The 23,545-nt window shown below is 73.6% G+C and carries 21 protein-coding genes and 2 pseudogenes; 11 read left to right on the top strand and 12 right to left on the bottom strand.

The features are described 5' to 3' along the window. The first annotated feature begins 183 nt into the window (after positions 1-183). Positions 184-975, top strand: a complete 792-nt coding sequence (locus ACSNOG_RS09670; protein WP_436752158.1) for a hypothetical protein — start codon at positions 184-186, stop codon at positions 973-975. Positions 976-1,639: 664 nt separating this feature from the next. On the opposite strand, the gene ACSNOG_RS09665 is transcribed toward ACSNOG_RS09670, so the two are convergent. The 3 genes and pseudogenes from ACSNOG_RS09665 to ACSNOG_RS09655 all read right to left on the bottom strand — a co-directional run. Further along, positions 1,640-2,461 carry a hypothetical protein gene (locus ACSNOG_RS09665; protein WP_436752157.1) on the bottom strand — a complete coding sequence of 274 codons (822 nt, stop codon included), beginning with the start codon at positions 2,459-2,461 and terminating at the stop codon, positions 1,640-1,642. Between the two features lie 45 nt (positions 2,462-2,506). Next, positions 2,507-3,262 (bottom strand): hypothetical protein, encoded by a 756-nt coding sequence (locus tag ACSNOG_RS09660; protein ID WP_436752156.1) that lies wholly within the window; start codon positions 3,260-3,262, stop codon positions 2,507-2,509. A gap of 292 nt (positions 3,263-3,554) precedes the next feature. Then, positions 3,555-4,265, bottom strand: a pseudogene (locus ACSNOG_RS09655) (alkaline phosphatase D family protein); the annotation flags it as partial. A gap of 184 nt (positions 4,266-4,449) precedes the next feature. Between ACSNOG_RS09655 and ACSNOG_RS09650 the strand changes: the two are divergent. The 6 genes and pseudogenes from ACSNOG_RS09650 (at position 4,450) to ACSNOG_RS09625 (ending at position 9,557) form a co-directional block, all read left to right on the top strand. After that, positions 4,450-5,118 carry an HNH endonuclease family protein gene (locus ACSNOG_RS09650; protein ID WP_436752155.1) on the top strand — a complete coding sequence of 223 codons (669 nt, stop codon included), beginning with the start codon at positions 4,450-4,452 and terminating at the stop codon, positions 5,116-5,118. A 76-nt stretch (positions 5,119-5,194) separates the two neighbouring features. Further along, positions 5,195-5,413 carry a hypothetical protein gene (locus ACSNOG_RS09645; RefSeq protein WP_436752170.1) on the top strand — a complete coding sequence of 73 codons (219 nt, stop codon included), beginning with the start codon at positions 5,195-5,197 and terminating at the stop codon, positions 5,411-5,413. A 125-nt stretch (positions 5,414-5,538) separates the two neighbouring features. Beyond that, positions 5,539-6,972, top strand: a complete 1,434-nt coding sequence (gene purB / locus ACSNOG_RS09640; RefSeq protein ID WP_436752154.1) for an adenylosuccinate lyase — start codon at positions 5,539-5,541, stop codon at positions 6,970-6,972. Then, on the top strand, positions 6,969-7,514 hold the full coding sequence (gene mug, locus ACSNOG_RS09635) for a G/U mismatch-specific DNA glycosylase (protein ID WP_436752169.1): 546 nt from the start codon (positions 6,969-6,971) through the stop codon (positions 7,512-7,514). Before purB ends, mug begins: the two co-directional genes overlap by 4 nt. A 232-nt stretch (positions 7,515-7,746) precedes the next feature. Further along, a pseudogene (locus ACSNOG_RS09630) lies at positions 7,747-8,291 on the top strand (response regulator transcription factor). 84 nt (positions 8,292-8,375) lie between these two features. After that, positions 8,376-9,557 carry an ROK family protein gene (locus ACSNOG_RS09625; protein WP_436752153.1) on the top strand — a complete coding sequence of 394 codons (1,182 nt, stop codon included), beginning with the start codon at positions 8,376-8,378 and terminating at the stop codon, positions 9,555-9,557. A 91-nt stretch (positions 9,558-9,648) separates the two neighbouring features. Here ACSNOG_RS09625 and ACSNOG_RS09620 read toward each other — a convergent pair whose 3' ends face one another. Beyond that, positions 9,649-10,392, bottom strand: coding sequence for a GntR family transcriptional regulator (locus tag ACSNOG_RS09620; RefSeq protein WP_436752152.1), 744 nt, complete (start codon positions 10,390-10,392; stop codon positions 9,649-9,651). Positions 10,393-10,597: 205 nt separating this feature from the next. Here ACSNOG_RS09620 and ACSNOG_RS09615 point away from each other — a divergent pair, with 205 nt between their 5' ends. Further along, positions 10,598-11,344 carry an SDR family oxidoreductase gene (locus tag ACSNOG_RS09615; RefSeq protein WP_436752151.1) on the top strand — a complete coding sequence of 249 codons (747 nt, stop codon included), beginning with the start codon at positions 10,598-10,600 and terminating at the stop codon, positions 11,342-11,344. A gap of 8 nt (positions 11,345-11,352) precedes the next feature. On the opposite strand, the gene ACSNOG_RS09610 is transcribed toward ACSNOG_RS09615, so the two are convergent. Further along, positions 11,353-12,285, bottom strand: a complete 933-nt coding sequence (locus ACSNOG_RS09610; protein WP_436752150.1) for an RNA polymerase sigma-70 factor — start codon at positions 12,283-12,285, stop codon at positions 11,353-11,355. Positions 12,286-12,405: 120 nt separating this feature from the next. Between ACSNOG_RS09610 and ACSNOG_RS09605 the strand changes: the two genes are divergently transcribed. Together ACSNOG_RS09605 and ACSNOG_RS09600 are read left to right on the top strand one after the other, a co-directional pair. Next, complete coding sequence (locus ACSNOG_RS09605) at positions 12,406-13,236, top strand: alpha/beta fold hydrolase (RefSeq protein WP_436752149.1); 831 nt, start codon at positions 12,406-12,408, stop codon at positions 13,234-13,236. Between the two features lie 127 nt (positions 13,237-13,363). After that, complete coding sequence (locus ACSNOG_RS09600) at positions 13,364-14,191, top strand: hypothetical protein (protein ID WP_436752148.1); 828 nt, start codon at positions 13,364-13,366, stop codon at positions 14,189-14,191. Between the two features lie 41 nt (positions 14,192-14,232). Here the strand turns inward: ACSNOG_RS09600 and ACSNOG_RS09595 are convergent, their stop codons facing one another. The 7 genes from ACSNOG_RS09595 to bioB form a co-directional block, all read right to left on the bottom strand. Then, complete coding sequence (locus tag ACSNOG_RS09595) at positions 14,233-15,072, bottom strand: SGNH/GDSL hydrolase family protein (protein WP_436752147.1); 840 nt, start codon at positions 15,070-15,072, stop codon at positions 14,233-14,235. Between the two features lie 82 nt (positions 15,073-15,154). Continuing rightward, on the bottom strand, positions 15,155-16,171 hold the full coding sequence (locus tag ACSNOG_RS09590) for a hemolysin family protein (protein WP_436752146.1): 1,017 nt from the start codon (positions 16,169-16,171) through the stop codon (positions 15,155-15,157). Continuing rightward, positions 16,168-17,520: a hemolysin family protein gene (locus ACSNOG_RS09585; protein WP_436752145.1), complete on the bottom strand. Its 1,353-nt coding sequence runs from the start codon at positions 17,518-17,520 to the stop codon at positions 16,168-16,170. The genes ACSNOG_RS09590 and ACSNOG_RS09585 overlap by 4 nt, the downstream gene beginning before the upstream one ends. 273 nt (positions 17,521-17,793) lie before the next feature. Next, on the bottom strand, positions 17,794-18,495 hold the full coding sequence (locus ACSNOG_RS09580; protein ID WP_436752144.1) for a class I SAM-dependent methyltransferase: 702 nt from the start codon (positions 18,493-18,495) through the stop codon (positions 17,794-17,796). A gap of 141 nt (positions 18,496-18,636) precedes the next feature. Beyond that, on the bottom strand, positions 18,637-19,353 hold the full coding sequence (bioD, locus tag ACSNOG_RS09575) for a dethiobiotin synthase (protein ID WP_436752143.1): 717 nt from the start codon (positions 19,351-19,353) through the stop codon (positions 18,637-18,639). Between the two features lie 277 nt (positions 19,354-19,630). Further along, on the bottom strand, positions 19,631-20,938 hold the full coding sequence (locus tag ACSNOG_RS09570; RefSeq protein ID WP_436752142.1) for an adenosylmethionine--8-amino-7-oxononanoate transaminase: 1,308 nt from the start codon (positions 20,936-20,938) through the stop codon (positions 19,631-19,633). Beyond that, positions 20,931-22,151 (bottom strand): biotin synthase BioB, encoded by a 1,221-nt coding sequence (gene bioB, locus ACSNOG_RS09565; protein ID WP_436752141.1) that lies wholly within the window; start codon positions 22,149-22,151, stop codon positions 20,931-20,933. The genes ACSNOG_RS09570 and bioB overlap by 8 nt, the downstream gene beginning before the upstream one ends. A 181-nt stretch (positions 22,152-22,332) precedes the next feature. Between bioB and ACSNOG_RS09560 the strand changes: the two genes are divergently transcribed. Next, positions 22,333-23,538: an 8-amino-7-oxononanoate synthase gene (locus ACSNOG_RS09560; RefSeq protein WP_436752140.1), complete on the top strand. Its 1,206-nt coding sequence runs from the start codon at positions 22,333-22,335 to the stop codon at positions 23,536-23,538. Positions 23,539-23,545: the final 7 nt, after the last annotated feature.

The following is a 23,545-nucleotide window of genomic DNA, read 5'->3' as shown; positions in this document are numbered from 1 at the left end:
CACCGGGGTGCCGCGCAAGCGGTGAGGGGAGACGGCCCCGCTCGAATGTCTCCTCCAGAGGCGTGCGGGCGGGGCCTTCCGTGCCTGTTGAACCCGCGCGGGTCGACCCCCCTAGTAATCGATGTGGCGTGCATGAGAGGGTCGGACGCGTTGATTCCGCTTCGACGCGAAGGGGACACCGCCATGTCCCGGGCCATACCCGTCATGTCCGCACTGGCCGCATGCATAGCCCTGGCCGGGTGCTCCACGCAGCGCGAGCCCGCGTCCAGCGTCCGCCCGGCCACGACAGCGGACACGCGGCCCGGCCAGCACGGCGCGGCCGGCGGCCGGGTGCCAGGAGCGGACAAGCCCATGCCCATGGCCACGGGACAAGGCGACCAGTCGGCCAGGCCCAGCGGCCCGGCCACGGAGAAGGGCGGCCTGGCCGCGACCGAGCGGCCGGACGTCTCCCCGACACCGGCCACGCCCAGCCCAACGGCCACGGCCACGGAGAAGGCGAAGAGCAAGAAGAAGCGGCCACTCCACGATCTGGTGGAGAAGGTCCCCGGGGTGGACAGAGTGCTCCCGGACTGGGCCATCCCGATCGTGGCCGACGTGGAGAAGCGGACAGCTCCCGGAACGACCGCCGAGGCGGTCATGGCCGGGGACACCCTGGTCGTCTCCGCCACGGTCAAGCTCCCGCCCGGCCTGGTCCGCGCGGCCAGCCTTGTGGCCACCCCGGACAAGGCGGCCACCCGCACCGTGGACATGGTGATGACCGTGGAGGACCCGGCCACGGCCACCCCGGAGGACCCGGCCACGGTCACGGTCACGGCCGTGGATACCGAAGAGCCAACGGCCGAGCCGGTCACGGTCACAGCGGAGGTGACCGCCCCGGCCACCGTGGACACCGTGGCGGCGGACACCGTGGCCACGGCCGTGGAGGACGCGGCCACGCAGGAGGGCGACCACCCTGCCAGTTCTGGTGCAGCCTAGTTATCAGGTCTGGCACTGGCCGGTAACGGCGTACGACCAGCCGCTCCACGCGGAGCCTTCAGCCTTGGCATGCACTCGGATCTGAATCTTGCTGCCTGCGCATACGCTGGACCTGCTGCCCACTTCAATGGGCCCGGCGCTCGTTCCGGCCGCTACGTATGTTTGGCTGTTTCCGATCTTGGTCCACTTCCCCTGCGGGGTGTTGGCCGGCATCTCAGGGAGACGGTGGTACGCCTCGTAGGAGACGGTAACTCCTCGCGTGCCCGTATTGCGGATGTTGATGTGAGCGCTTACGTCTCGATAGGGGGCGAGCTCAATCCACTGTCGCTGGGCGCTGATGCAGCCGTTGATGACCACCGGGCCTGTCGTCGCGTTCCCCCCACAGGCGATGCCCGCAGCGTGGGCGTCGCCTGGGGTTGTCAGCAGCGTGAGTGTAATTGCGCCCAAGATCGCGCCAAGTCGCCTGAAGACCACTCTTCACCCTTTCGCCGGTGCTGCCCTGTTACAGCAGAATCACCCGGTTCTGTGGGCAAGTAGGGGTCTTGTCTTGCTTTTCGTTCTAATGGTTTAAGCATCGCATCGGCTTGCGAATGCCTTTGGCTCGGCAACCTGGCCGGTATGGCCTCCGTCCCTCCCCGTCGTCTGAGGAGGGGCAGAGGCTGTGCTAGGCCGCCAGGAGCTTCAAGTCCCGGCGGCCAGTCCGGGCGGACACGCCCACCAGGCGGCCGTACGTCGTTCCGGTGACCGGCTTACCGTCCGCCATCAGCTTGGCCACGGCCTCCCGGATCTCCTCCACGGAGCGGGCCGACTTGGCCGGAGTCACGTCCTGCTCCTCGTCGTCGTTCTCCTCCTGGTCCTGGTCCTGGTCCTGGTCCTGGTCCAGTTCGTCCAGGCCGGGGAGGGGGTCCGCATCCGTCTGACGGGGAGCGCCGGGGACCAGCTTCAGCTTGGCTGGCGGGAGCGGCGCGGCCTCCGGCTTCTGGACGTCCGGGGTGGAATCCGCGGCGGCCTCCGGCTCCTCCATGGCGGCCTCCTGGGCGGGAAGGCCCACGGCCCACTTGGCCAGCTCCCCGGCCATTGCCCTGGTCTCCGGCGTTGCCCGGGTGACCATGTGCAGCACGTGAGCCACCACGACCGGCGGGACGGCCGAAACGGCCCCCACCAGGGCCATGGAGGACCCCAGGTACCCGGCGGCAATCCAGTGGGCGGTCACCTGGGCAGCCAGGGCCATGGCCAAGGCGCCGGCGGCCCCCAGGATGGCGGTTCCGCGCCCCCGGGCACCCTTGGGAGCCGAGTCCACGAACAGGGCAGCCACAGCGGCGTACACGCTGACGCACACCGGCATCAGCCACGCGACCCACGGGGACCACCCGGCCAAGGTGGCCAGGCCGTATTCGCCGGGAGCGGACATGACCAAGGCGGAACCCAGGACCGTGAAGGCGGCGGGGCGGGCGTACCAGGGCAGGGGCTGAGCAATGGCAGACACAGGGATCTCCTGAAGCGGGCGGCGCGACGTCTGGGGAGGGTGCCGTCAGGCAGTGGCGACGGCGGACCGGGCGGCGCTCAGCGCGGACCGAATCGAGGCGGCCATACCGGTGACGAAGGGATCCGGCTGAGCCGGGACCAGGGTCTGGAGATCCGCAGGGAGCACGTCACCACGGCATTCCGCGCACTGGCCGGACTCAGGAGCGGCGCCCCCAAAAGGACGCCTGCAGTCGCGGCACGCGGCATCGAAGTGCTTCCAGGCCCGGCGTGGGGCGGGAAGCTTCCGGGTCAGCCGGTCAGCCACCAGCTTGGCCGGGGCGTAGATCTTGCCGGGGAGCTGCTGGACCACGGCGTCCGTGATCTCCATGGCGGAGGCGCCGTTCTGGAGCCACTGGGAGGCGAGCGGGACCAAGGTCTGGATCTGTCGCTGGGAGAGCTGGAGGCGGGCGTCTACGGCCTTCAGGCGGGCCAGGACGCGGGCGGCTTCGCCAAACGTCGAAGGTTCCCGATGGGGATCTTGTCGCGGATTCCCCTCCCCGGCGACGGAAGTTGCTGGGGTTGTCACCTTGGGGACGGAGGGGAGGGAGGGATCTTTTTTCAGGTCCTTAGAGACATGATCCTTTACTCCCGTAGGGAGCGTTCCCGCGCTGCCAGGGGCCGGGGTGCCGGTTCCCGGCGGGGCGGGAACCGGGGAGGTGTCCGTCTGCGGGATGTCGTAGACGTGCGTTTCGGTGCGGACCCGGCCGGCGTCGTCACGGTAGGTCCGGCGCACGTAGTACCCGGCGGAGATCAGTTCGTCCACGGCGTCTTTGACGCCTTTGCGGCCCACAACCGGGTTTCGGTCGGCCAGGGTACGAACGTCTTCCTTGGCCCCATCGGGGAGGCTGAGGAGGTGCTGAAGGATGCCGCGAGCCGTGAAGGAGAGCGAGCGGTTACGTGCGGCAGAGTTCGGGACTATGACGAAGTCCCGGGTGTGAGGCGTACGATGAATGTGCACTGGGAGTGTCAGCTCCTGGTGTCGGGCCCCGGGGCGTTGGTAGCGCCGCCGGGGTCATCCGTTCTGACCTGCGGTTCGAAGAACCGTGGTTGAACGTACTCCTGTCGAGCAGGTTGTAGCGGAACGCGCCGCGGAACTCGGCCAGCGTCTCGGCGACCTTCGACTTCTCCTCGGTCGTGACGTTCCGCCAGGTGCTGCCGTCCGCGAGCGTCACGGACGGTGCGATGGGCCCGTCGGCGTAGATGGTGTCGCCGCTGCACAGGAAGAAGTCCGGTTCCAGGCGGCGCATGTGCTCGTAGATGCGGTAGCCGCCGCGGTCGGGATTGATGCCCCATCCCTGCCCGGCCAGGTCGCCCGACCACAGGAAGCGCACGTCCGAGCGGCGGGCGGGCGCGGTGCGGAAGGTGCCGTGCACCGGGCGGCCGGTGCGGCGGGGGTCGTCGGGGTCGGCCAGCAGGACGCGGTAGTGGATCTGCTCGCCGGGCGGCAGGCCGTGCAGCGCCGTCCTGCCGGTGAAGTCCGTGCCGGGCCCGATCAGCGGGCCGATCCGGCGGTGCACGGAGCGGAAGGACTCCGTGGCCGAGGTCTCCACGATCATCCGGGCGCGGCGGTCGGACCGCACCCACACCAGGCCCGAGGAGGCCGTCACGTCGCCGGTCTGCACGCCCCACCGCGCCTGCGGCCGTCCCGCCAGGGCCAGCGCCGGAGCCGCGCCCACGGCCGGGGTCACCGCGGCCGCGGCGGCGGCGCCCGCCGCCCCCCGCAGCACCGCGCGTCTGCCGACTGCGTGACCGGACCCCTGCGCCATGGGAACTCCTCCTGTGCCGGCGGCTGCGCGCCGTGCTCGGTGATCGCTTGCGACGTTCCTACCGGGGCGAGGTGCCGGACGGGGGAACGTGCCGTGAACAACGGCGTCAACGGGCCACGTCGGCACGACACCGTCCGGGCTATATGTCCCGTATAGAGGGTTAGCAGCCGGTATCCCTTGATCTGTGATCCCACGAAACCGGTGGCGCCGCGCCGCCACTGCCGCAGCCCTGTGCCTGTCCGCCGTTTTTGCCCCCGCCGTCCTGCCCGCCGCGGCCGCACCGCCGCCGGCGCCGCACGACCTGCCGGAGCCGCCGCCGGCCTCCACCGCCCGGGTGGAGCTGGCCGACCTGACCGTCGAGGCGCCGCACTCCATGGCCGGGTACAGCCGCGCGAAGTTTCCGCACTGGATCAAGCAGATGGGCACCTGTGACACCCGCGAGGTCGTCCTCTCCCGCGACGGCCGGGACGTCACGACCGACGACCAGTGCCGCGCGGCCTCCGGCCAGTGGCACAGCGCCTACGACGGCAAGGACTTCACGGCCGCGAAGCAGCTCGACATCGACCACATGGTGCCCCTCGCCAACGCCTGGCGTTCCGGCGCCGACTCCTGGAGCACCGACCGCCGCAAGCAGTTCGCCAACGACCTGGTCAACCCCCAGCTCATCGCCGTGTCCGCCGCCTCCAACCGCTCCAAGGGCGACCAGAGCCCGGACCAGTGGCGGCCGCCGCTGAACTCGTACTGGTGCTCGTACTCCCGGTCCTGGACCCACATCAAGCGTCTGTACGGACTCAGCGTGACGCAGAGCGAGCAGGACACCCTTGCTGCCATGCTGGACACATGCGACCGATGAGCAGCAGCCGGTGACCGGCGGCGGTGGGCCGGGCGGCCCCCTCGTGGACCAGGTGACCGCCGGGCCGGGCGGAGCGATGACCGACGACGTCGGCGTCATTACGGGCGACCTGACCGTCGCCACCACCGCCCTGCCCGGCGAGCGGGCCCGGATCGACGTCCAGTACACCGGCGCCGAGGAGTGGTACACGCTCACCGGCAGCCCGGTGCCGCTCCCCGCGGCGGGCCTGGCCGCCCTCCACGAGCAGGTGCTCGCCCGCATCCGCGAGGGCGGCGCGGCCGAGGCCCCCCGCTGAGACCCCCGTAGGATCGGGAACGCCCGCCCCAGGTGGCGGCGGGCACGGCCCGGAGCCCCTCTCGTAGCAAGCTACGAACGAGCCCCGTGCCGGAGTCTGCAGCAACCGACAGTAGACTCGGCAGCGTGTCTGTGAAGCCCCGCATCCCCAATGTCCTGGCCGGCCGCTACGCCTCCGCCGAGCTGGCCGTCCTGTGGTCCCCCGAGTACAAGGTGACGCTGGAGCGGCGGCTGTGGCTCGCCGTCCTGCGCGCGCAGAAGGACCTGGGGATCGAGGTGCCCGACGCCGCCCTCGCCGACTACGAGCGGGTGCTCGACCAGGTCGACCTCGCCTCCATCGCCGAGCGCGAGAAGGTCACCCGCCACGACGTCAAGGCCCGCATCGAGGAGTTCAACGCCCTCGCCGGCCACGAGCACATCCACAAGGGCATGACGTCCCGGGACCTCACCGAGAACGTCGAGCAGCTGCAGATCCGGCTGTCCCTGGAGCTCGTCCGGGACCGGTCCGTGGCCGTCCTCGCCCGCCTCGGCAAGCTCGCCGCGGAGAACGCCGAGCTGGTCATGGCCGGCCGTTCGCACAACGTCGCCGCCCAGGCCACCACCCTCGGCAAGCGCTTCGCCACCGGCGCCGACGAGCTGCTCGTCGCCTTCGCCCGCCTGGAAGAGCTCCTCGGCCGCTACCCGCTGCGCGGCATCAAGGGCCCCGTCGGCACCGCACAGGACATGCTCGACCTCCTCGGCGGCGACGCCGTCAAGCTGGACGAGCTGGAGCGGCGCATCGCCCACCACCTCGGCTTCGCCCAGGCCTTCACCTCCGTCGGCCAGGTCTACCCGCGCTCGCTGGACTACGAGGTCGTCACCTCCCTGGTGCAGCTGGCCGCCGCGCCGTCCTCGCTCGCCAAGACCATCCGCCTGATGGCCGGCCACGAGCTGGTCACCGAGGGCTTCAAGCCCGGCCAGGTCGGCTCCTCCGCGATGCCGCACAAGATGAACACCCGCTCCTGCGAGCGCGTCAACGGCCTCATGGTCATCCTGCGCGGCTACGCCTCCATGGCCGGCGAGCTCGCGGGCGACCAGTGGAACGAGGGCGACGTCTCCTGCTCCGTGGTGCGCCGCGTGGCCCTGCCCGACGCGTTCTTCGCGCTCGACGGCCTGATGGAGACCTTCCTGACGGTGCTCGACGAGTTCGGCGCCTTCCCCGCCGTCGTCGCCCGCGAGCTGGACCGCTACCTGCCCTTCCTCGCCACCACCAAGGTGCTCATGGCCGCCGTGCGCGCCGGCGTCGGCCGCGAGGTCGCGCACGAGGCGATCAAGGAGCACGCGGTCGCCTCCGCGCTCGCCATGCGCGAGCAGGGCGCCGAGCGCAACGAGCTTCTCGACAAGCTCGCCGCCGACGAGCGCATCCCCCTGGACCGGGCCGGCCTCGACGCCCTGATGGCCGACAAGCTGTCCTTCACCGGCGCCGCGGCCGACCAGGCCGCCCTCGTGGTCTCCCGCATCGAGGAGATCGCCAAGCGCCACCCGGAGGCCGCGGCGTACGCGCCGGGGGCGATCCTCTGACACCCGAGCAGCTGGAGGCCGCCCGCGACCGCCTCGTCCCCGACGTGGTCGCGGACGGCCTCCGCGTCCTCTTCTGCGGGATCAACCCCGGCCTGATGTCGGCCGCCACCGGGCACCACTTCGCCCGCCCGGGCAACCGCTTCTGGCCCGTCCTGCACGCCTCCGGCTTCACCCCGCGGCAGCTGCGCCCCGCCGAGCAGGAGGAACTGCTCTCCTACGGGCTCGGCATCACCAACGTCGTCGCCCGGGCCTCGGCCCGCGCGGACGAGCTGAGCACCGCCGAGTACGTCGAAGGCGGCCGCATCCTGACCGAGAAGGTCGAGCTGCTCCGGCCGCGCTGGCTCGCGGTCGTGGGGGTCACCGCCTACCGCGTCGCGTTCGGCGACAAGCACGCGAAGATCGGCCCGCAGGAGCGGACGATAGGCGCCACCCGCATCTGGGCCCTGCCCAACCCCAGTGGACTCAACGCCCACTGGCCGCTGCCGAAGATGGCCGAGGAGTTCGCCCGGCTGCGGGCAGCGGCCGACGGCGAGCCGGTCTGACCGGAGGGGTCACGCGTCGCGGCGGTGCAGGGACCACCGTGCGGACGCCCTGGAGCTGGACATCCGCAACCCCCTTCCCGAGTCCGCGGGCAGCACCGTCAGCGGCACGGGTAGCGGCCTGCGGGGCATTCGCGAGCGCGCCGCCCTGCTCGGCGGCCAGGCCCGGACAGGGGTGCACGAGGGCACGTGGCGGGTGCGGGCCCTGCTCCCGCTGAGCGCCTGGGGTGACCCGGTGCCCCTATCTGTTCTGCTCGTCGACGACGAACCCCTGGTCCGCGCCGGCCTGCGCGCCATCCTCGAAGCACAGTCCGACATCGAGGTGACGGGCGAGGCCGCGGACGGTGCCGCCGTGGTGCCGATGGGGCGTCAGTTGCGGCCGGACGTCGTTGCGATGGACGTACGGATGCCGCTGCCGGCCGGCATCGAGGCCACCCGGGCCGTCCTGCGCACGGTGCAGCCGCCGCCCAAGGTCCTGGTCGTGACCACCTTCGAGAACGACGAGTACGTCGGCGACGCGCTGCGCGCCGGAGCCGACGGCTTCCTCCTCAAGCGCGCCGCGCCCGCCGAGTGGAGAAGGCGGCCCTGACCGCGCGCGAGGCCGAAGTGCTGCGCCAGATGGCCCGCGGCCTGTCCGACGCCGAGATCGCGGCCACCTTGCTGCTCGGCTCCGAGACGGTGAAGACGCACGTCAGCGCGGTGCTGGCGAAGCTGGGAGCACACGACCGCACCCAGGCGGTGATCGCCCCCTACGAGTCGGGGTTCGTCACACCCGGGTGAGTCCCGAGGCTCGCCGCCGGTCACCGCACCCGATACGATCCGGCCAGTAAGCAAAGGCTGCGCAAAAGCGAGGAGGCGGCAACGTTGGGGCGGCTCACCGGCGGGGACCCGTCCCTGCTCCGGCGGATCAATTCGGCCGTGGTCCTGCACGCGCTCCGCACGGCCGTCTCCTCCGCGTCCCCGCTGTCCACCGCGCCCACCCTCACCGACCTGGTCAAGGTCACCGGCCTGTCCCGGCCGACCGTGGAGGGCGTGGTCGAGGGCCTGATGGAGTCCGGCCTGGTCGTCGAGGCGCCCGCCGGCGAGGGCGAGGCGCGCCGCCAGGGCCGCCCCGCGCGCCGTTTCCGCTTCCGGGTGGAGGCGGGCCACCTGCTGGGCATCGAGATCGGCCCGCACCGGATCGCCGCCCTGATGTCCGACCTGAGCGGCCGCGTCATGGGCTCGGCGTCCATGGACGTGCCCGAGACCGCCCCGGCGGACGAACGGCTGGACCGGGTGAAGGACGCCGTCGCCGATCTCCTCGCGCGCTCGGGCGTCCCGCGCAGCGGGCTGCGGGCCGTCGGCGTGGCCAGCCCGGGCATCGTGGAGGCCGACGGCACCGTCCGGCTGGGCACGGCGCTGCCGGGCTGGACCGGCCTGCCGCTCGGCGAGCGGCTGCGCCGCTCGTTCCGCTGCCCGGTCCTCGTGGAGAACGACGCCAACGCCGCCGCGGTCGCCGAGCACTGGAAGGGCGCCGCCACCGGCTCGGACGACGTCGTCTTCGTCCTGGCCGGGCTCAGCCCCGGGGCCGGTTCGCTGATCGGCGGGCGGCTGCACCGGGGCTTCGGCGGCGCGGCCGGCGAGATCGGGGCCCTGCACCTCCTCGGCCGCGAGGCCACCCCCGAAGAGGTGCTGTCCACGACGGGGGAGCCGCTGCACCCGCTGGACGAGGCCCAGGTGGCCCGCGTTTTCGCGCTGGCGCGCGAGGGCGACGAGCAGGCCGCGGCGGCCGTCGAGCGCTTCATGCGCAGGCTCGTGCACGACGTGGCCGCGCTGGTGCTGGCCCTGGATCCCGAGCTGGTCGTCGTCGGCGGCTGGGCGGCGGGGCTCAGCGGCGTGCTGGAGCCGCTGCGCAAGGAGCTCGCCCGCTACTGCCTGCGGCCGCCGCAGGTGGTGCAGTCGATGCTGGGCGAGGCCGCGGTGGCCACGGGCGCGCTGCGCCTGGCCCTGGACCACGTGGAGAAGCAGCTGTTCGCGGTGGAGAGCACGGTCACCGCGCGGCGGTGAGCGGGTCCGTGAGCGGGGAGGTGGGGACGCCCCGCCCGGGCCCCGGGCCGAGCCGCCGCGCGGTCCCACCGGGACCGCCGGGCGCACGCGCTCAGCCCGCGGCCAGGAGCTGCACTCCGCTCTCGCCGAACGTGAGCCGGCAGGTGTCCGCGCGGTAGGTGGCGACGGCCACGGCCGCCGTGGCGCCCTCGGCGAAGTAGCGCGTGGTGACGAGGAGGACGGGAGCACCGGGCAGCCGGTCGAGCTGCTTGGCGTCCTCGGCGCGGGCCGACCCCAGCTCGACGGCGCGGTCCTGGCCCTCCAGGCCCAGACGCTGCAGCTCGCGCAGGACGGTGCGGGCACGCGCGGCGCCCGACGCGGTGTCGATCGCGGCGAGGCCGGGGACGGACGACCCCGGCACGTACAGCAGCTCGGCGGCCACGGGCTGGCCGTGCGTGCGGCGGATCCGGCGCACGGTGTGCACGCTCTGGCCGGCGGCCGTGCCCAGCAGCCGGGCGACGGCCGCGGGCGGGGCCGTCTCCTGGCAGTCGACGGCCTGCCAGGAATCCGTGGCGGCCCCGGGCCAGGCGTCGTCCGCGTCACCGACGGCCACGCCCACGCGGGGCGGGGCGACGGTGGTGCCGACGCCGCGGCGGCGCTGCAGCCGCCCTTCGAGCTCCAGTTGTTCGAGTGCCTGCCGGAGCGTGGCGCGTGCGACGCCGAACCGGGCGGCGAGCTCCCGCTCGTTCGGCAGGATCTCACCCACCGCGAACTCGGAGTCGAGCGCCTCGCTGAGCACGGTCTTCAGGTGCCAGTACTTCGGCTCCGGCACCGTTTCGAGCTGCGTGGTCCCCACCCTGATCCTCCGCAAAGCATTTTGCGCGCTTCTTTATTAAAGGTTGTTGCAGTATGGCGACCATAGGACGGTGCCCGGACTTGGTCAAGACCAATGCCCCGATTAACGGCCCGGTACGCGATCGCTTCGAGCCCTTCGACTACGGTCGGCCTTCGCGGGCCCCGGCGAACGTTCGTACGGGCCCGGGCGAGCGAACGGAGGGGCGATGGACCAGGTCACGGTGGTCACGGGAGGCAGCCGGGGGATCGGCGCGGCCGTCGCGGTGCGGCTGGCGCGCGCCGGCCACAGCGTCGGCATCGGCTACGAACGGGCGGCCGGCGCCGCCGAGGAGACGGCCCGCGCGGTGCGCGCCGAGGGCGCCCGGTGCGTGGCCGTCCAGGTCGACACCAGCGTGGAGAGTGCCGTGGACACCCTCTTCGAGACCGTGCGCGCGGAACTGGGCCCGGTCACCGGCCTGGTGAACAACGCGGGCGTCACGGGCCTGCTCGGCCGGTTCACCGAGACGCCGGTGGAGCGGATGCGACGGGTCGTCGACGTCAACGTGACGGGCGCTCTGATCTGCGCCCGGCGGGCCGCCCTGGAGATGTCCACCCGCCACGGCGGCCGCGGCGGCGCGATCGTGAACATCTCCTCCGGCGCGGCCACCCTCGGCAGCCCGGGGGAGTACGTGCACTACGCGGCGAGCAAGGCCGCCGTCGACGCGATGACCGTCGGCCTGTCCAAGGAGCTCGCCGAGGAGGGCATCCGCGTCAACTCCGTACAGCCCGGAATGATCGTCACGGACATCCACGCCGCGATGGGCGACCCGGAGCGGCCCTGGCGCAACCCCGGCCGCGTGCCGATGGGCCGCCCCGGACAGCCCGACGAGGTGGCGGCGGCGGTGGCGTGGCTGCTCTCGCCGGAGGCCTCGTACACCACCGGAGCGGTGCTGCGGGTGGCCGGCGGCCTGTAGCCGGGCGGCTATCCCGCCAGGGCGGCGAGCTTGTCGGGGTTGCGCACCAGGTAGACCGTCGTGATCCGGCCGTCCGCCACCTCCAGGCTGAGGGCGGTGTCCGGGCGTCCCCGGGACAGGACGAGGAGGCCGGGGCGGCCGTTGATCTCTATGAAGCGGGCCTCGCCCTCCGGCAGGGGCTGGTGCGCCACCGCGTAGAGGAAGCGGCCGACCTTGTCCGCGGTCTCGATGACGCGCAGCGGCGCCTTGGACTTGCCGCCGCTGTCGCCGACGAGCCGCACGTCGGGCGCGAGCAGCTCCAGCAGGCTCCCGAGGCTGCCGCCGGTGGCCGCCGCGAGGAACTTCTCGGTGAGCTCGCGCTGCTCGGCGGGGTCCACGGTGAAGCGCGGCCTGCGCTCGTCGACGTGACGGCGCGCGCGGGTCGCCAGCTGGCGCACCGACGCCTCCGAGCGGTCGAGCGTCACGGCGATCTCGCCGAAGGGGAAGCCGAACGCCTCCCGCAGCACGAAGACCGCGCGCTCCAGCGGGGAGAGCGACTCCAGGACCACGAGCACGGCCAGCGAGACGGAGTCCGCCAGGACCGCCCGCTCGGCGGTGTCGGGGACGGCGGGGCCGTAGTCGGTGGCGATCGGCTCGGGCAGCCAGGGCCCCACGTACGCCTCGCGCCGCGCCTGCACCTGGCGCAGCCGGTCGATCGCCAGCCGCGTGGTGATCCGCACGAGGTACCCGCGGGCGTCGCGCACGTCCTCGCGGGCGGCTCCCGACCAGCGCAGCCAGGCCTCCTGGACGACGTCCTCGGCGTCGGCGACGCGGCCGAGCATCCGGTAGGCCACGCCGGTCAGCACGGAACGGTGCTCCTCGAAGGAGCCGAGGGCGGCGTCGGACGCGGAGTCGGGTGCGGTCACCGGTCCATCCCAGCGGACGCGGTGGGGCTTGTCCATGTGAACTCGCTCTCGGAGCGCGGCCGTACGGGACTCGCACAGGGTCTACCCTGCGGTAACCCTTACTGACATCCTGTCTCAATACCTCACCGGTCACCCCAGGATGACGAGGAGCCACCCATGGCCGACACGGTCGTCTTCCCCATCGACACCCCCGCCGGACGACGGAATGCACAGGTGTCCTACGAACGGCTCGGCAGCGGAGAGCCACTGGTGCTCCTGCACGGCATCGGCCACCACCTGCAGGCGTGGGACCCGGTCGCCGGCATCCTCGCCGCCGAGCGCGACGTCATCGCCGTCGACCTGCCGGGCTTCGGCAACTCCCCGGCCCTGCCGGACGGCGTGACCTACGACCTGCGCGGCGTGGTCCCCGTCCTCGCGGCGCTCTTCGAGGCGCTGGACCTCGACCGGCCGCACGTGGTGGGCAACTCGCTCGGCGGCCTGCTGGCCCTGCAGCTCGCCCACGAGAAGCTCGTGCGGTCCACGACGGTGCTCTCGCCCGCGGGCTTCTGGACCGAGGGCGAGCGCCGCTACGCCTTCGGCGTGCTGCGCGCGATGCGGCGCGGCGCCGAGTCGCTGCCCCCGCGGGCCGTCGCCCGCCTGGCCCGCACGGCCGCCGGCCGCGCGGCACTGACCGGCACCATCTACGCCCGCCCGGGCCGCCGTTCGCCGGACGCGGTCATGGCCGAGACGCGCGCCCTGCGCGAGTGCACCGCCTTCGAACCCACGCTGGAGGCCGGCCGCAGCATCCTGTTCACGCACGACATCGTGGACGTCCCTGTCACCGTCGCCTGGGGCGCGCACGACCGGCTGCTGCTGCGGCGCCAGGGGATCCGGGCCAAGAAGGTCATCCCCGAAGCCCGCCTGATACGGCTGCCCGGCTGCGGGCACGTCCCCATGAACGACGACCCGGCGCTGGTCGCCAGAGTCATCCTGGACGCCACCCGGTGAAGTCGCCCCGTCCCGGGGGCCACCCGGCCCCCGGGACGGCCGGGCCCGGGTGGGAGATATCCGTCTGACCTGCACGGATATCATCGGACGGACCGCCCGTGGGCCGTCAATGCACCAGGAGAGTCCCATGTCGTCCGTCCGGTCCCGCCTCCTCTACGTCACCGACCTCGCCTACCCGGCGAAGGGACGCCGGTACTGCGACGAGGACATCTACCTCTCCTCCCGGCTGCGCGAGGACTTCGACGTCGCGCTGTGCCACCCGCTCGACGCCGCCGCGCTCATGGACGGCCACGACGCCGTCGTCATCCGCAACAGCGGGCCGGTGCTGCACTACCAGGAGGCCTACGACGACTTCGCCCGCCGGGCGGAGAAGGACGGCGTGCTCGTCTACAACCAGCTCACGGGCAGGGCCGACATGGCCGGCAAGCAGTACCTGCCCGACCTCAGCGCGGCGGGCTACCCCGTCATCCCCACCGCCGACCGCCCCGAGGACGCCGGCCGCCTGCCCGACGTCGCCGAGTACGTGGTCAAGCCGAAGCTCGGCGCCGACTCCATAGGCCTGCGCTTCGTCCCGCGCGAGGAGCTCGCCGGCGTCGACTACGACGGCGTCCTCGTCCAGCCCCGCATCCACTTCCGCTACGAGATCTCGTTCTACTTCGTCGACGACGCCTTCCAGTACGCCCTCCACGCCCCCGACCCCGCCCGGCGCTGGGTCCTCGAACCGTACGAGCCCACCGCCGAGGACCTGGCCTTCGCCCGGCGCTTCATCGACTGGAACGGCATCGAGCACGGCATCCAGCGCGTGGACGCCTGCCGCACCCCGGAGGGCGAGCTCCTGCTGGTCGAGCTGGAGGACCTCAACCCGTACCTCTCGCTCGACCTCGTCGGCCCGCCGGTGCGCGACGCCTTCGTCGACGCGTTCAAGGCCTCGCTGCACCGGCTGATCGGCAACTGAGACGACGGGCGGGCCCGGGCCCCGCAACCGGGGCCCGCGGACTAGCCCTCCGCCCGCACCCAGCCCGTCACCGGGCCGGGCTCCGCACCGCCCGCCGGCGGCGTCACCCAGAACGCCCTGCCCAGCTCGGCGCTGAAGTGCGCACCCGCCCGCCCGTCCCCGGACGAGCGGCCCGTCAGCCGCCGCCCGATCCACGGCACCAGGTGCTCGCGGGTGAAGCGCGCGTCGGCGGCGCGCCGGGCCGCCCAGCCCGCGCGCACCGACGGCGGCAGCGCCGCGCGCCAGTCGGAGTCGGCCTCGTGGCCGAGCGCCTGCCACACGGCCTCGGCCACCCGCCGGTGGCCCTCGGCGTTCAGGTGCAGGCGGTCGTCGGCCCACAGCCGCGCGTCGCCCAGCACGTCGGCGCCGAAGAGGTCCACGACGACCGCGCCGTGCCGCTCCGCCAGCTCGTCGATGAAGGAGAACAGCTGCTCCATGCGGGGGCGGAACCGCTCCAGGACCGGGCCGCGCCGGCCGGGGCTGCGCATCAGCACCAGCTGCTTGCAGCTCGGCGCGAGCCGGTCCGCGGCCTCCGCCAGCCGCGCGCACACCACGTCCACGTCGCACTTGGGCCGCAGCACGTCGTTGAGGCCGCCGACCAGCGTGACCAGGTCCGCGCCGAGCGCCGCGGCCGGCGCGGACTGCTCGTCGGCGATCTGGCCGATGAGCTTGCCGCGCACCGCGAGGTTCGCGTAGCGGAAGCCGGGGGTGCGGGAGGCCAGCCGGGCGGCGAGCAGATCGGCCCAGCCGCGGTAGGAGCCGTCCGGGAGTCCGTCGGACATGCCCTCGGTGAAGGAGTCCCCGACCGCGACAAAGCTGGTGTACGTGACATTCATCTGCATGGCGCGGGCGATCCTACTCCTGTACGGCAGACGGCCCTCGCCCCGGTCGCGGATGCGGCGGGGGCGAGGGCCGTCAGCGGCGTCACTGCGCGGGGCGGCCCACCAGCTCGCGCAACAGGTCCTCCAGCGTCACCAGGCCGGCCAGCCGGCCGTCCTCGCCGATCACGGCCGCGAGGTGGGTGCCGGTGCCGCGCATCGTCGTGATGACGTCGTCCAGCGGCGTGACCGCGCGCACCGTGGCGATGCGGCGCATCCGCTGCAGCGGGAACGGGAAGTCCCGCGGCCGGGCGTCCAGGGCGTCCTTCACGTGCAGGTAGCCCAGGATCCGGCCCGCGGCGTCCACCACGGGGAACCGGGAGAAGCCGGACTCGGCCGACAGCCGCTCCAGCCCCTCGGGGGTGACGCCGAGCGGCGCCGAGACCACCCGCTCGACGGGAGTGACCACGTCCTTCACCGGGCGCTTCCCCAGCACCAGGGCGTCCCGCAGCCGTTCGGTGGCCCGGGAGTCGAGCAGGCCGGCCGCGCTGGAATCGGCGACGATCCGCGCGAGCTGGTCGTCCGAGTACGTCGCCGTGACCTCGTCCTTCGGCTCCACCCGCAGCAGCTTCAGCAGGCCGTTGGCGAAGGCGTTGATGGCGAAGACGAACGGGCGCAGCGCCCGCGCCAGCGTGACCAGCGGCGGGCCGAGCAGCAGGGCGGTGCGCACCGGCTCGGCCAGCGCGATGTTCTTGGGCACCATCTCGCCGAAGAGCATGTGCAGGTACGTCGCCACGGCCAGCGCGATGACGAACGACACGGGGTGGATCAGGCCGTGCGGCACGCCGAGCGCGTTGAACACCGGCTCCAGCAGGTGGGCGATCGCGGGCTCGGCGACCACACCCAGGACCAGCGTGCACAGCGTGATGCCGAGCTGGGCCGCGGCCATCAGCGCCGAGATGTGCCGCAGGCCCCACATGACGCTGCGGGCACGCCGGTCGCCGCGGTCGGCGTACGGCTCGATCTGGCTGCGGCGCACCGAGATCAGGGCGAACTCCGCACCCACGAAGAAGGCGTTGACGACGAGCGTCGCCAGGCCGATGAGCAACTGCACGAAGGTCATCGGCCGGCCTCCTCGGTCAGCCCGGCGCCGCTGCCGGCGGCGTCCGCCGGGGGGCCGGTCAGGCGCACGCGGGCGGCGCGGTGACCGGCCGCGTCGACGACGTCGACGCGCCAGCCCGCGACCTCCACGGTGTCGCCCCGCAGGGGGATGCGGCCGAGCTCGGTGGCCACGAGACCGGCCAGCGTCTCGTAGGGGCCGTCCGGAGCCCGCAGCCCGATGATCATCAGCTGGTCGGTGCGGGCCGCGCCGTCCGCGTCGTACAGCGGCCGGCCGGCCGCGTCCGTGCCCGCGGGCGCGATGTCGGGCACCTCGTGGGGGTCGTGCTCGTCGCGGACCTCGCCGACGACCTCCTCCACGATGTCCTCCAGGGTGACGACGCCGGCGGTGCCGCCGTACTCGTCGATGACGACGGCCATGGTGCGCTTGCCCGACAGCCGGTCCAGGAGCCGGTCCACGGTCAGCGACTCCGGCACGAGCAGCGGCTCGCGCAGGATCGAGGTGACCGGGTGGCGGTGGCGGCGGTCGGCGGGTATGGCCAGGACGTCCTTGATGTGCGCGACGCCGATGACGGTGTCCAGGCTGCCGCGGTAGACGGGGAAGCGGGACAGGCCCGTCGCGCGCGTCGCGTTCGCGACGTCCTCGGCGTTGGCCTGGGCGTCGAGGGCGGTGACCTGGACGCGCGGCGTCATCACGTTCTCCGCCGTCAGTTCGGCGAGGTTCAGGGTCCGCACGAACAGCTCGGCGGTGTCCGCCTCCAGGGCGCCCTCCTTGGCGGAGTGCCGGGCCAGCGCGGCGAGCTCCTGCGGGCCGCGCGCGGAGGCCAGCTCCTCGGCGGGCTCCAGGCCCATGCGGTGCAGGGTGCGGTTGGCGGTGTTGTTCAGGTGCCGGATCAGCGGGCGGAAGGCGGCGGAGAACGCGCGCTGCGGCCCCGCGACCCGCTTCGCCACCGGCAGCGGGCGCGAGATCGCCCAGTTCTTCGGGACCAGCTCGCCGACCACCATCAGCACGACGGTGGACAGCACCGTGGCCAGGATCAGGGCGGTCGAGGAGGCGGCCGCGGAGCCGAGGCCCACGGCCTCCATCGGGCCCGTGAGCAGCGCCGCGATGGACGGCTTGGAGATCATGCCGATGATCAGGCCGGTCACGGTGATGCCGAGCTGGGCGCCGGAGAGCTGGAAGGTGAGGCTGCGCACGGCCTCGATGGCGCCGGCCGCGCCGCGCTCGCCCTTCTCCGCGGCGCGCTCGAGGTCGGCGCGCTCGACGGTGGTCAGCGAGAACTCCGCCGCGACGAAGACGGCGCAGGCCAGCGTCAGCAGCAGGGCGACCACCAGCAGGACTACCTCGGTCATCGGTTCACCTCCGTCCCATGGTCGGACGAAGGGACGGGGATCGCGCGATGTCGACTGCGGGGACTACTGGGAGGCTCGCCCATGGGCGGACGCTCACACCTTTCACGTGGCAACGGGGTCTTTGCCCATCCATGGTAAAGGACGGGCAAAGCAAAGATCCGGACGGAGCTCCGGGTGATCGGGGGAGTGTACGCCGTACCGCAGTTCCCCGATCACCCGCACGAGCGCCGTCCGGGTCCGGCCGGCAGCGTCATCCCCGAGGGCGCCGCGCGGTCACCCGCGACCGCCGGACGCCTCCGGCGGGACCGCCGGCCGTCTGGCCACCCCCAGCACGCACGGGGACGCCGGGGTCGGCACCCGGCTCTGCGGCACCTGCAGCCGGGTGAACGCCCCCAGCTCGAACCCCGCCGCCTCGATCGCCCCCAGCGGATCCCGCGCCGTGTGGCACCCGCCGAACAGCACCGGCCAGACCGTGCGGTCCAGCGCCCGCTGCGTCACCGCAAGCGCCCGGCCCTGCGCCCGCCCGTGCTCGAAGAACCGCAGCTCACCGCCCGGCCGCAGCACCCGCCGCAGCTCCGCCAGCGCGCGCCGCACATCCCGTACGGAACACAGCACCAGCGAGGTCACCGCCGCGTCGAACGCCTCGCTCTTCACCGGCAGCGCCTCGGCCGCACCCGGCACCACGTCCACCGGCACACCCGAACGGACCGCCGCCTCCACCGCGATCCTGCGCAGCCCGCGCTCGGGCTCGATCGCCACGACCTCCGAGACCGTCGGCGGGTAGTACGGGAAGTTCAGGCCGTTGCCCGCACCGATCTCGATCACCCGCCCCGACAGGCCGGCCAGCAGCTCGCGCCGGTGCTCCCCGATGCCCGCCCGCTCGTCGAGGACCGGGCTCACCCTGGCGTAGAACCGGGCGAAGAGCGGATGGTGCACGGCGTCGTGCGGCAACCTGGTGCTCCGAAGCGGCGGCATGGCACACCCCTTTCCGGGGACGACGGCTACCGCGATTGTTCCCCCGTCGGACCGGCCCGCACCGTCGGCGCGCCGCAATGTCCGCTGCGGCCGCGGTAGTTGGGGCGGGAGAGGTGGGTGGGGCGGCCGGGGAGAGCGGGGTCAGCGGTGTGCCGCTGCGAAGCCCTCCGCGTCCCACGTGCCGGACAGCTCCGGCGCCAGCCAGCCGGGGGCCGCCGCGCGGAACGCCTCCGGCGCGAGGGCGCCCGCGCGCTCCGGGACGGCGCCCAGCAGCGGGGCGCCGGCCGCCTTCGGCAGGTCGGCGAGGTTGCAGCGCATCGCCAGGTCCGGGGCGGCCGGCCAGCTGCCGATCACCACGCCCCGGCAGCGCAGGCCGCGGGCGCGCAGGGCCTCCGCGGTGAGCTGGGTCGTGTTGAGCGTGCCCAGACCGGCCTGCACGACGACCAGCACCGGGGCGTCCAGCAGGCGGGCCGCGTCCGCGAGGGTCGTGCCCTCCTCGTCCAGGTGGACCAGGAGACCGCCGGCGCCCTCCACCAGGACCAGGTCGTGGGTTCCGGCGAGCCGCGAGGCCGCCTCCGCGATCTGCGGCGGGCGCACGGGCGGCAGCCCGGCCCGGGCCGCGGCCGTGCCCGGCGCGAGCGGCTCCGGGAACCGCCCGAGCTCCTCCCCGGTCACCCCGCCCCCCACGAGCCGCCGCACCTCGGCGACGTCCCCCGGCTCACCGGGTGCGACACCCGTCTGCGCCGGCTTGAGCACGGCCACCGAGCGGCTCGCGGCTCGCGCCGCCGCCGCGACGGCGGCGGTGACCACGGTCTTCCCGATCTCGGTCCCGGTCCCTGTGACGACCAGTACGGTCATGGTGTTCGGTTCTCCGTTTCGTGGTCACTGACAACTTGATCGAGCACGGCACCGCCGGGCTCCCCGGGGGGTGGCTGCGCGCCGCGGCGGCGGAAGAAGATGCGGCCGGTGACCAGGTGCCGGCCCGCGGCCCGGACGCCCTTGCGCGTATGTGCGACCAGCGCCCCTCCGGGCTTCCTTCCGCCGCGGCGGCGATCAGCCCCCGCGGCGCATTCCGGCGGTGCCGGGCCACCCCGTGGGGCAGGGCCCCGCCGTCAGGCGACCGCGCGGTCCCGCGTCACGCGACCCGGACCGCCGCGCGGACCGCCGTGCACACCCGGGCCAGGTCCTCGTCGCCCGTGATGTACGGCGGCATCACGTACAGCAGGTCCCGGAACGGGCGCAGCCACACGCCCTCGCGGACCACCGCGCGCGTCGCCGCCGCGACGTCGACCTCGTGGTCGAGCTGGACGACGCCGATCGCGCCGAAGACGCGGACGTCCCGCACGCCCGGCAGCGCGGCCGCCTCGGCGAGGCCGTCCCGCAGGCCGGTTTCGATGCGCTTGACCTCCGTCTGCCAGTCCTGTTCCAGCAGCAGGTCGATCGAGGCGTTCGCCACGGCCGCGGCGAGCGGATTGCCCATGAACGTCGGCCCGTGCGCGAGCACCGGCACCTCGCCCTGCGAGATGCCGTCGGCGACCCGCGCCGTGCACAGCGTCGCCGCCATGGTCAGGTATCCGCCGGTGAGCGCCTTGCCCAGGCACATCACGTCGGGGGTGACCCCGGCGTGCTCCGCGGCGAACAGCCGGCCCGTGCGGCCGAACCCGGTGGCGATCTCGTCGAAGACGAGGAGCACGTCGTGCTCGTCGCACGCTTCCCGCAGCACCCGCAGGAGGGCGGGGTCGTGGAAGCGCATCCCGCCCGCTCCCTGCACCACCGGTTCGACGATGACCGCCGCGAGCTCGTGGGCGTGGGCGGCGAGCGTCTCGCGCAGGTGCGCCGCGTACGCCTCCACGGCCCCGGCACCGGCGGACAGGGCCGGCGGCGCGTCCGCGAAGACGTGCTCGGGGAGCGCCCCGGACCACAGTTCGTGCATCCCGCCGTCCGGGTCGCACACGGCCATCGGCTGCCAGGTGTCCCCGTGGTAGCCGCCGCGCCAGGTCATCAGCCGGCGCTTCTCGGGCCGTCCGGCCGAGCGCCAGTACTGCAGGCACATCTTGACGGCGACCTCGACGGACACCGAACCGGAGTCGCAGAGGAAGACGTGTTCCAGCCCCTCGGGGGTGATCTCCACCAGCCGGGCGGCCAGCCGCACGGCGGGCTCGTGGGTGAGCCCGCCGAACATCACGTGGCTCATCCGCCCGAGCTGCTCGCGCGCGGCCTCGTTGAGGACGGGGTGGTTGTAGCCGTGGACGGCGGACCACCACGACGACATCCCGTCGATCAACTCGCCCACGCCGTCGACCGGTTCGGCGAGCCGCAGCCGCACCCCCGACGCGGACTCCACGAGCAGCGGCTCCTGGCGGCCCGGCATCGGACCGTAGGGGTGCCACACGTGCTGCCGGTCGAGGGCGAGGAGCTCGCCGGGGGTGAGCGGCTCAGGCATTGGGGGGCAGGTCCGTCCCCGCGCCGCGGCGCCGCACGGCGACGAGGTCCGTACGGGCCTCCCGTCCGGCGCCGGCGCCGGCCTCGGAGTCCGCCGCGGCCTCGGACACGGCACCGGCCTCGGGCTCCGCGGCCGGGGCCGCACCGCCGTCCCCGCAGGGCCCGCACGAGCCCCCGCCGCAGCCGGAGGCTTCGGCGGCGGCGACGTCCGCGCGGTGGGCCGGCAGCGTCGTCGTGTCCGCGCCCTCCACCTCGAAGCCGGCGTCCGCGATCATGTCCAGGTCGGCCTTGCCCTCCTGGCCCTCGCTGGTGAGGTAGTCGCCGAGGAAGATCGAGTTGGCCAGGTGCAGCGCGAGCGGCTGCATCGAGCGCAGGTGCACCTCGCGCCCGCCGGCCAGCCGCACCTCGACGTCGGGGCAGACGAACCGCACCATCGCGAGGATGCGCAGCGCCCGCTGCGGCGTGAGGTTCCACTCCTTGGCCAGCGGAGTGCCCTCGAAGGGGATGAGGAAGTTGACCGGCACCGAGTCCGGGTCCAGGGCGCGCAGCGAGAAGACGACGTCGACGAGGTCCTCGTCGCTCTCGCCCATGCCCGCGATCAGCCCGGAGCACGCGGACATGCCCGCGGCCTGCGCCTGCTGCACGGTGTCGACGCGGTCGGCGTAGGTGTGGGTCGTGGTGATGTCGCCGTAGGTGGCTTCGGAGGTGTTGAGGTTGTGGTTGTAGGCGTCGGCGCCGGCGGCGCGCAGCCGCTCGGCCTGGCCCGCGGAGAGCAGTCCGAGGCAGGCGCACACCTCGACGTCCTCGTTCTGCTCCTTGATCGCCTCGATGGTCTTGGAGACGCGGTCGACGTCCCGGTCCGTGGGCCCGCGACCGCTGGCGACCAGGCACACCCGCTTGGCGCCGCCGGCGACACCGGCGGCCGCGGCCTTGGAGGCCTCCTCCGGCTTGAGCCAGGTGTACTTCAGGATCCCGGCCTTGGAACCGAGGCGCTGCGAGCAGTACGAGCAGTCCTCCGGGCAGAGCCCGGACTTGAGGTTGACGAGGTAGTTCAGCTTCACCCGGCGCCCGAACCACCTGCGGCGCACCTTGCCGGCCGCAGCCACCACGTCGAGCAGGTCGTCGTCGGAGGTCGCCAGCACGGCGAGCGCCTCTTCGCGGGTCGGCAGCTCGCGCCGCAGCCCCTTGTCCACCAGCGTGTTCAGCAGGTCCATGGCGGTGATCCTCGCTCACGGCCACACCCCTGGCCAAGGTAGGGATCGCACAACACCCGCCGATTGATGTGTGTGTATTGCCACACCCTGACCAGGTGTGACGCCCGCTACCTTCTACGGAGGTTCTATCCGGGCTCCACAGAACCGGCCCCAGCCCCTTGGAACGCCGAAGGACGGCCGCATGCCTCAGGACTCGCCCCGGGACGCCCCGGGGGACACGCCCCGGGCCCGCCTCCGGGACCCCTTCGCCTGGATCGACGCGCACCACGAGCGGCGCCTGGCGGCCGGGCTCGTACGGACCCTGCGGCCCCGCCCGGCCGACTCGCCGCTGACCGATCTCGCGGGCAACGACTACCTGGGCCTGACCCGCCACGCGGAGGTCACCGAGGCCGCGGCCGCGGCCGCCGTCCGGTGGGGCGCCGGCGCGACGGGCTCCCGCCTGGTCACCGGCAGCACCGCCCTGCACGCCCGGCTGGAGGAGGAGCTCGCCGCCTTCTGCGGCTTCGAGGCCGCCCTCGTCTTCTCCTCGGGCTACGCGGCCAACCTCGCCGCCGTCACCGCGCTCGCCGGGCCCGCCGGCGACGGCGGCCCGGCCCTGCTCGTCTGCGACGAGGGCAACCACGCCTCCCTGATCGACGGCTGCCGGCTGGCCCGCGCCGAGAAGGCGGTCGTGCCGCACGCCGATCCGGACGCCGTCCGCAAGGCCCTGGCCGCCCACGACGGCCGCGCGCTCGCCGTCACCGACTCCGTCTTCTCCGTCGACGGCGACGCCGCCCCGCTGCCCGCGCTCGCCGGGGCGTGCCGCGCGCACGGCGCGGCCCTGCTCGTGGACGACGCACACGGGCTCGGCGTCCTCGGCGAGGGCGGCCGGGGCGCGGTGCACGCGGCGGGACTGGCGGGGGACCCGGACGTCGTCGCCACGGTGACGCTGTCGAAGGCGCTGGGCAGCCAGGGCGGCGCGGTGCTCGGCCCGCAGCGGGTGATCAGGCACCTGGTGAGCAACGCCCGCACGTTCATCTTCGACACCGGCCTCGCCCCGGCCGCCGCCGGTGCCGCGCTGGCGGCCCTCGCGGTGCTGCGGCGCGAGCCGCAGCGCGCGCGGCGCGTCCGGGACATCGCGGCCGAGCTGCACCGCAGGCTGGTGGCGGCGGGCTTCGCGGCGGTACGGCCCGACGCGGCGGTGGTGTCCGTACGGGCCCCCTCGCCGGAGGCGGCGGTGCGGTGGGCCGCGGACTGCCGGGAGGCGGGGATCGCGGTGGGCTGCTTCCGGCCGCCGTCCGTGCCGGACGGCGTCTCCCGGCTGCGGCTGACGGCGCGGGCCGACCTGTCGGACGAGCAGGTGACGGCAGCGGCCGACGCGATCATCAGGACCGCGCCGGCCGCCTGAGCGTGCC

It is taken from the genome of Streptomyces sp. URMC 124, from assembly GCF_051386455.1.
GTDB lineage: Bacteria > Actinomycetota > Actinomycetes > Streptomycetales > Streptomycetaceae > Streptomyces.
The sequence above is the reverse complement of the archived record's forward strand: the minus strand, read 5'-3'. Positions and strand labels throughout refer to the sequence as shown.

Excerpts from the sequence above, each read along its gene's own strand:
- ACSNOG_RS09580 (WP_436752144.1), bottom strand. The coding sequence starts at position 18,495 with ATGCCGCCGCTTCGGAGCACCAGGTTGCCGCACGACGCCGTGCACCAT.
- ACSNOG_RS09615 (WP_436752151.1), top strand. The coding sequence starts at position 10,598 with ATGGACCAGGTCACGGTGGTCACGGGAGGCAGCCGGGGGATCGGCGCG.
- ACSNOG_RS09595 (WP_436752147.1), bottom strand. The coding sequence starts at position 15,072 with ATGCAGATGAATGTCACGTACACCAGCTTTGTCGCGGTCGGGGACTCC.
- ACSNOG_RS09645 (WP_436752170.1), top strand. The coding sequence starts at position 5,195 with ATGACCGACGACGTCGGCGTCATTACGGGCGACCTGACCGTCGCCACC.
- ACSNOG_RS09590 (WP_436752146.1), bottom strand. The coding sequence starts at position 16,171 with ATGACCTTCGTGCAGTTGCTCATCGGCCTGGCGACGCTCGTCGTCAAC.
- bioD (WP_436752143.1), bottom strand. The coding sequence starts at position 19,353 with ATGACCGTACTGGTCGTCACAGGGACCGGGACCGAGATCGGGAAGACC.
- ACSNOG_RS09570 (WP_436752142.1), bottom strand. The coding sequence starts at position 20,938 with ATGCCTGAGCCGCTCACCCCCGGCGAGCTCCTCGCCCTCGACCGGCAG.
- bioB (WP_436752141.1), bottom strand. The coding sequence starts at position 22,151 with ATGGACCTGCTGAACACGCTGGTGGACAAGGGGCTGCGGCGCGAGCTG.
- ACSNOG_RS09670 (WP_436752158.1), top strand. The coding sequence starts at position 184 with ATGTCCCGGGCCATACCCGTCATGTCCGCACTGGCCGCATGCATAGCC.
- ACSNOG_RS09600 (WP_436752148.1), top strand. The coding sequence starts at position 13,364 with ATGTCGTCCGTCCGGTCCCGCCTCCTCTACGTCACCGACCTCGCCTAC.
- ACSNOG_RS09610 (WP_436752150.1), bottom strand. The coding sequence starts at position 12,285 with ATGGACAAGCCCCACCGCGTCCGCTGGGATGGACCGGTGACCGCACCC.
- ACSNOG_RS09605 (WP_436752149.1), top strand. The coding sequence starts at position 12,406 with ATGGCCGACACGGTCGTCTTCCCCATCGACACCCCCGCCGGACGACGG.
- ACSNOG_RS09560 (WP_436752140.1), top strand. The coding sequence starts at position 22,333 with ATGCCTCAGGACTCGCCCCGGGACGCCCCGGGGGACACGCCCCGGGCC.
- ACSNOG_RS09585 (WP_436752145.1), bottom strand. The coding sequence starts at position 17,520 with ATGACCGAGGTAGTCCTGCTGGTGGTCGCCCTGCTGCTGACGCTGGCC.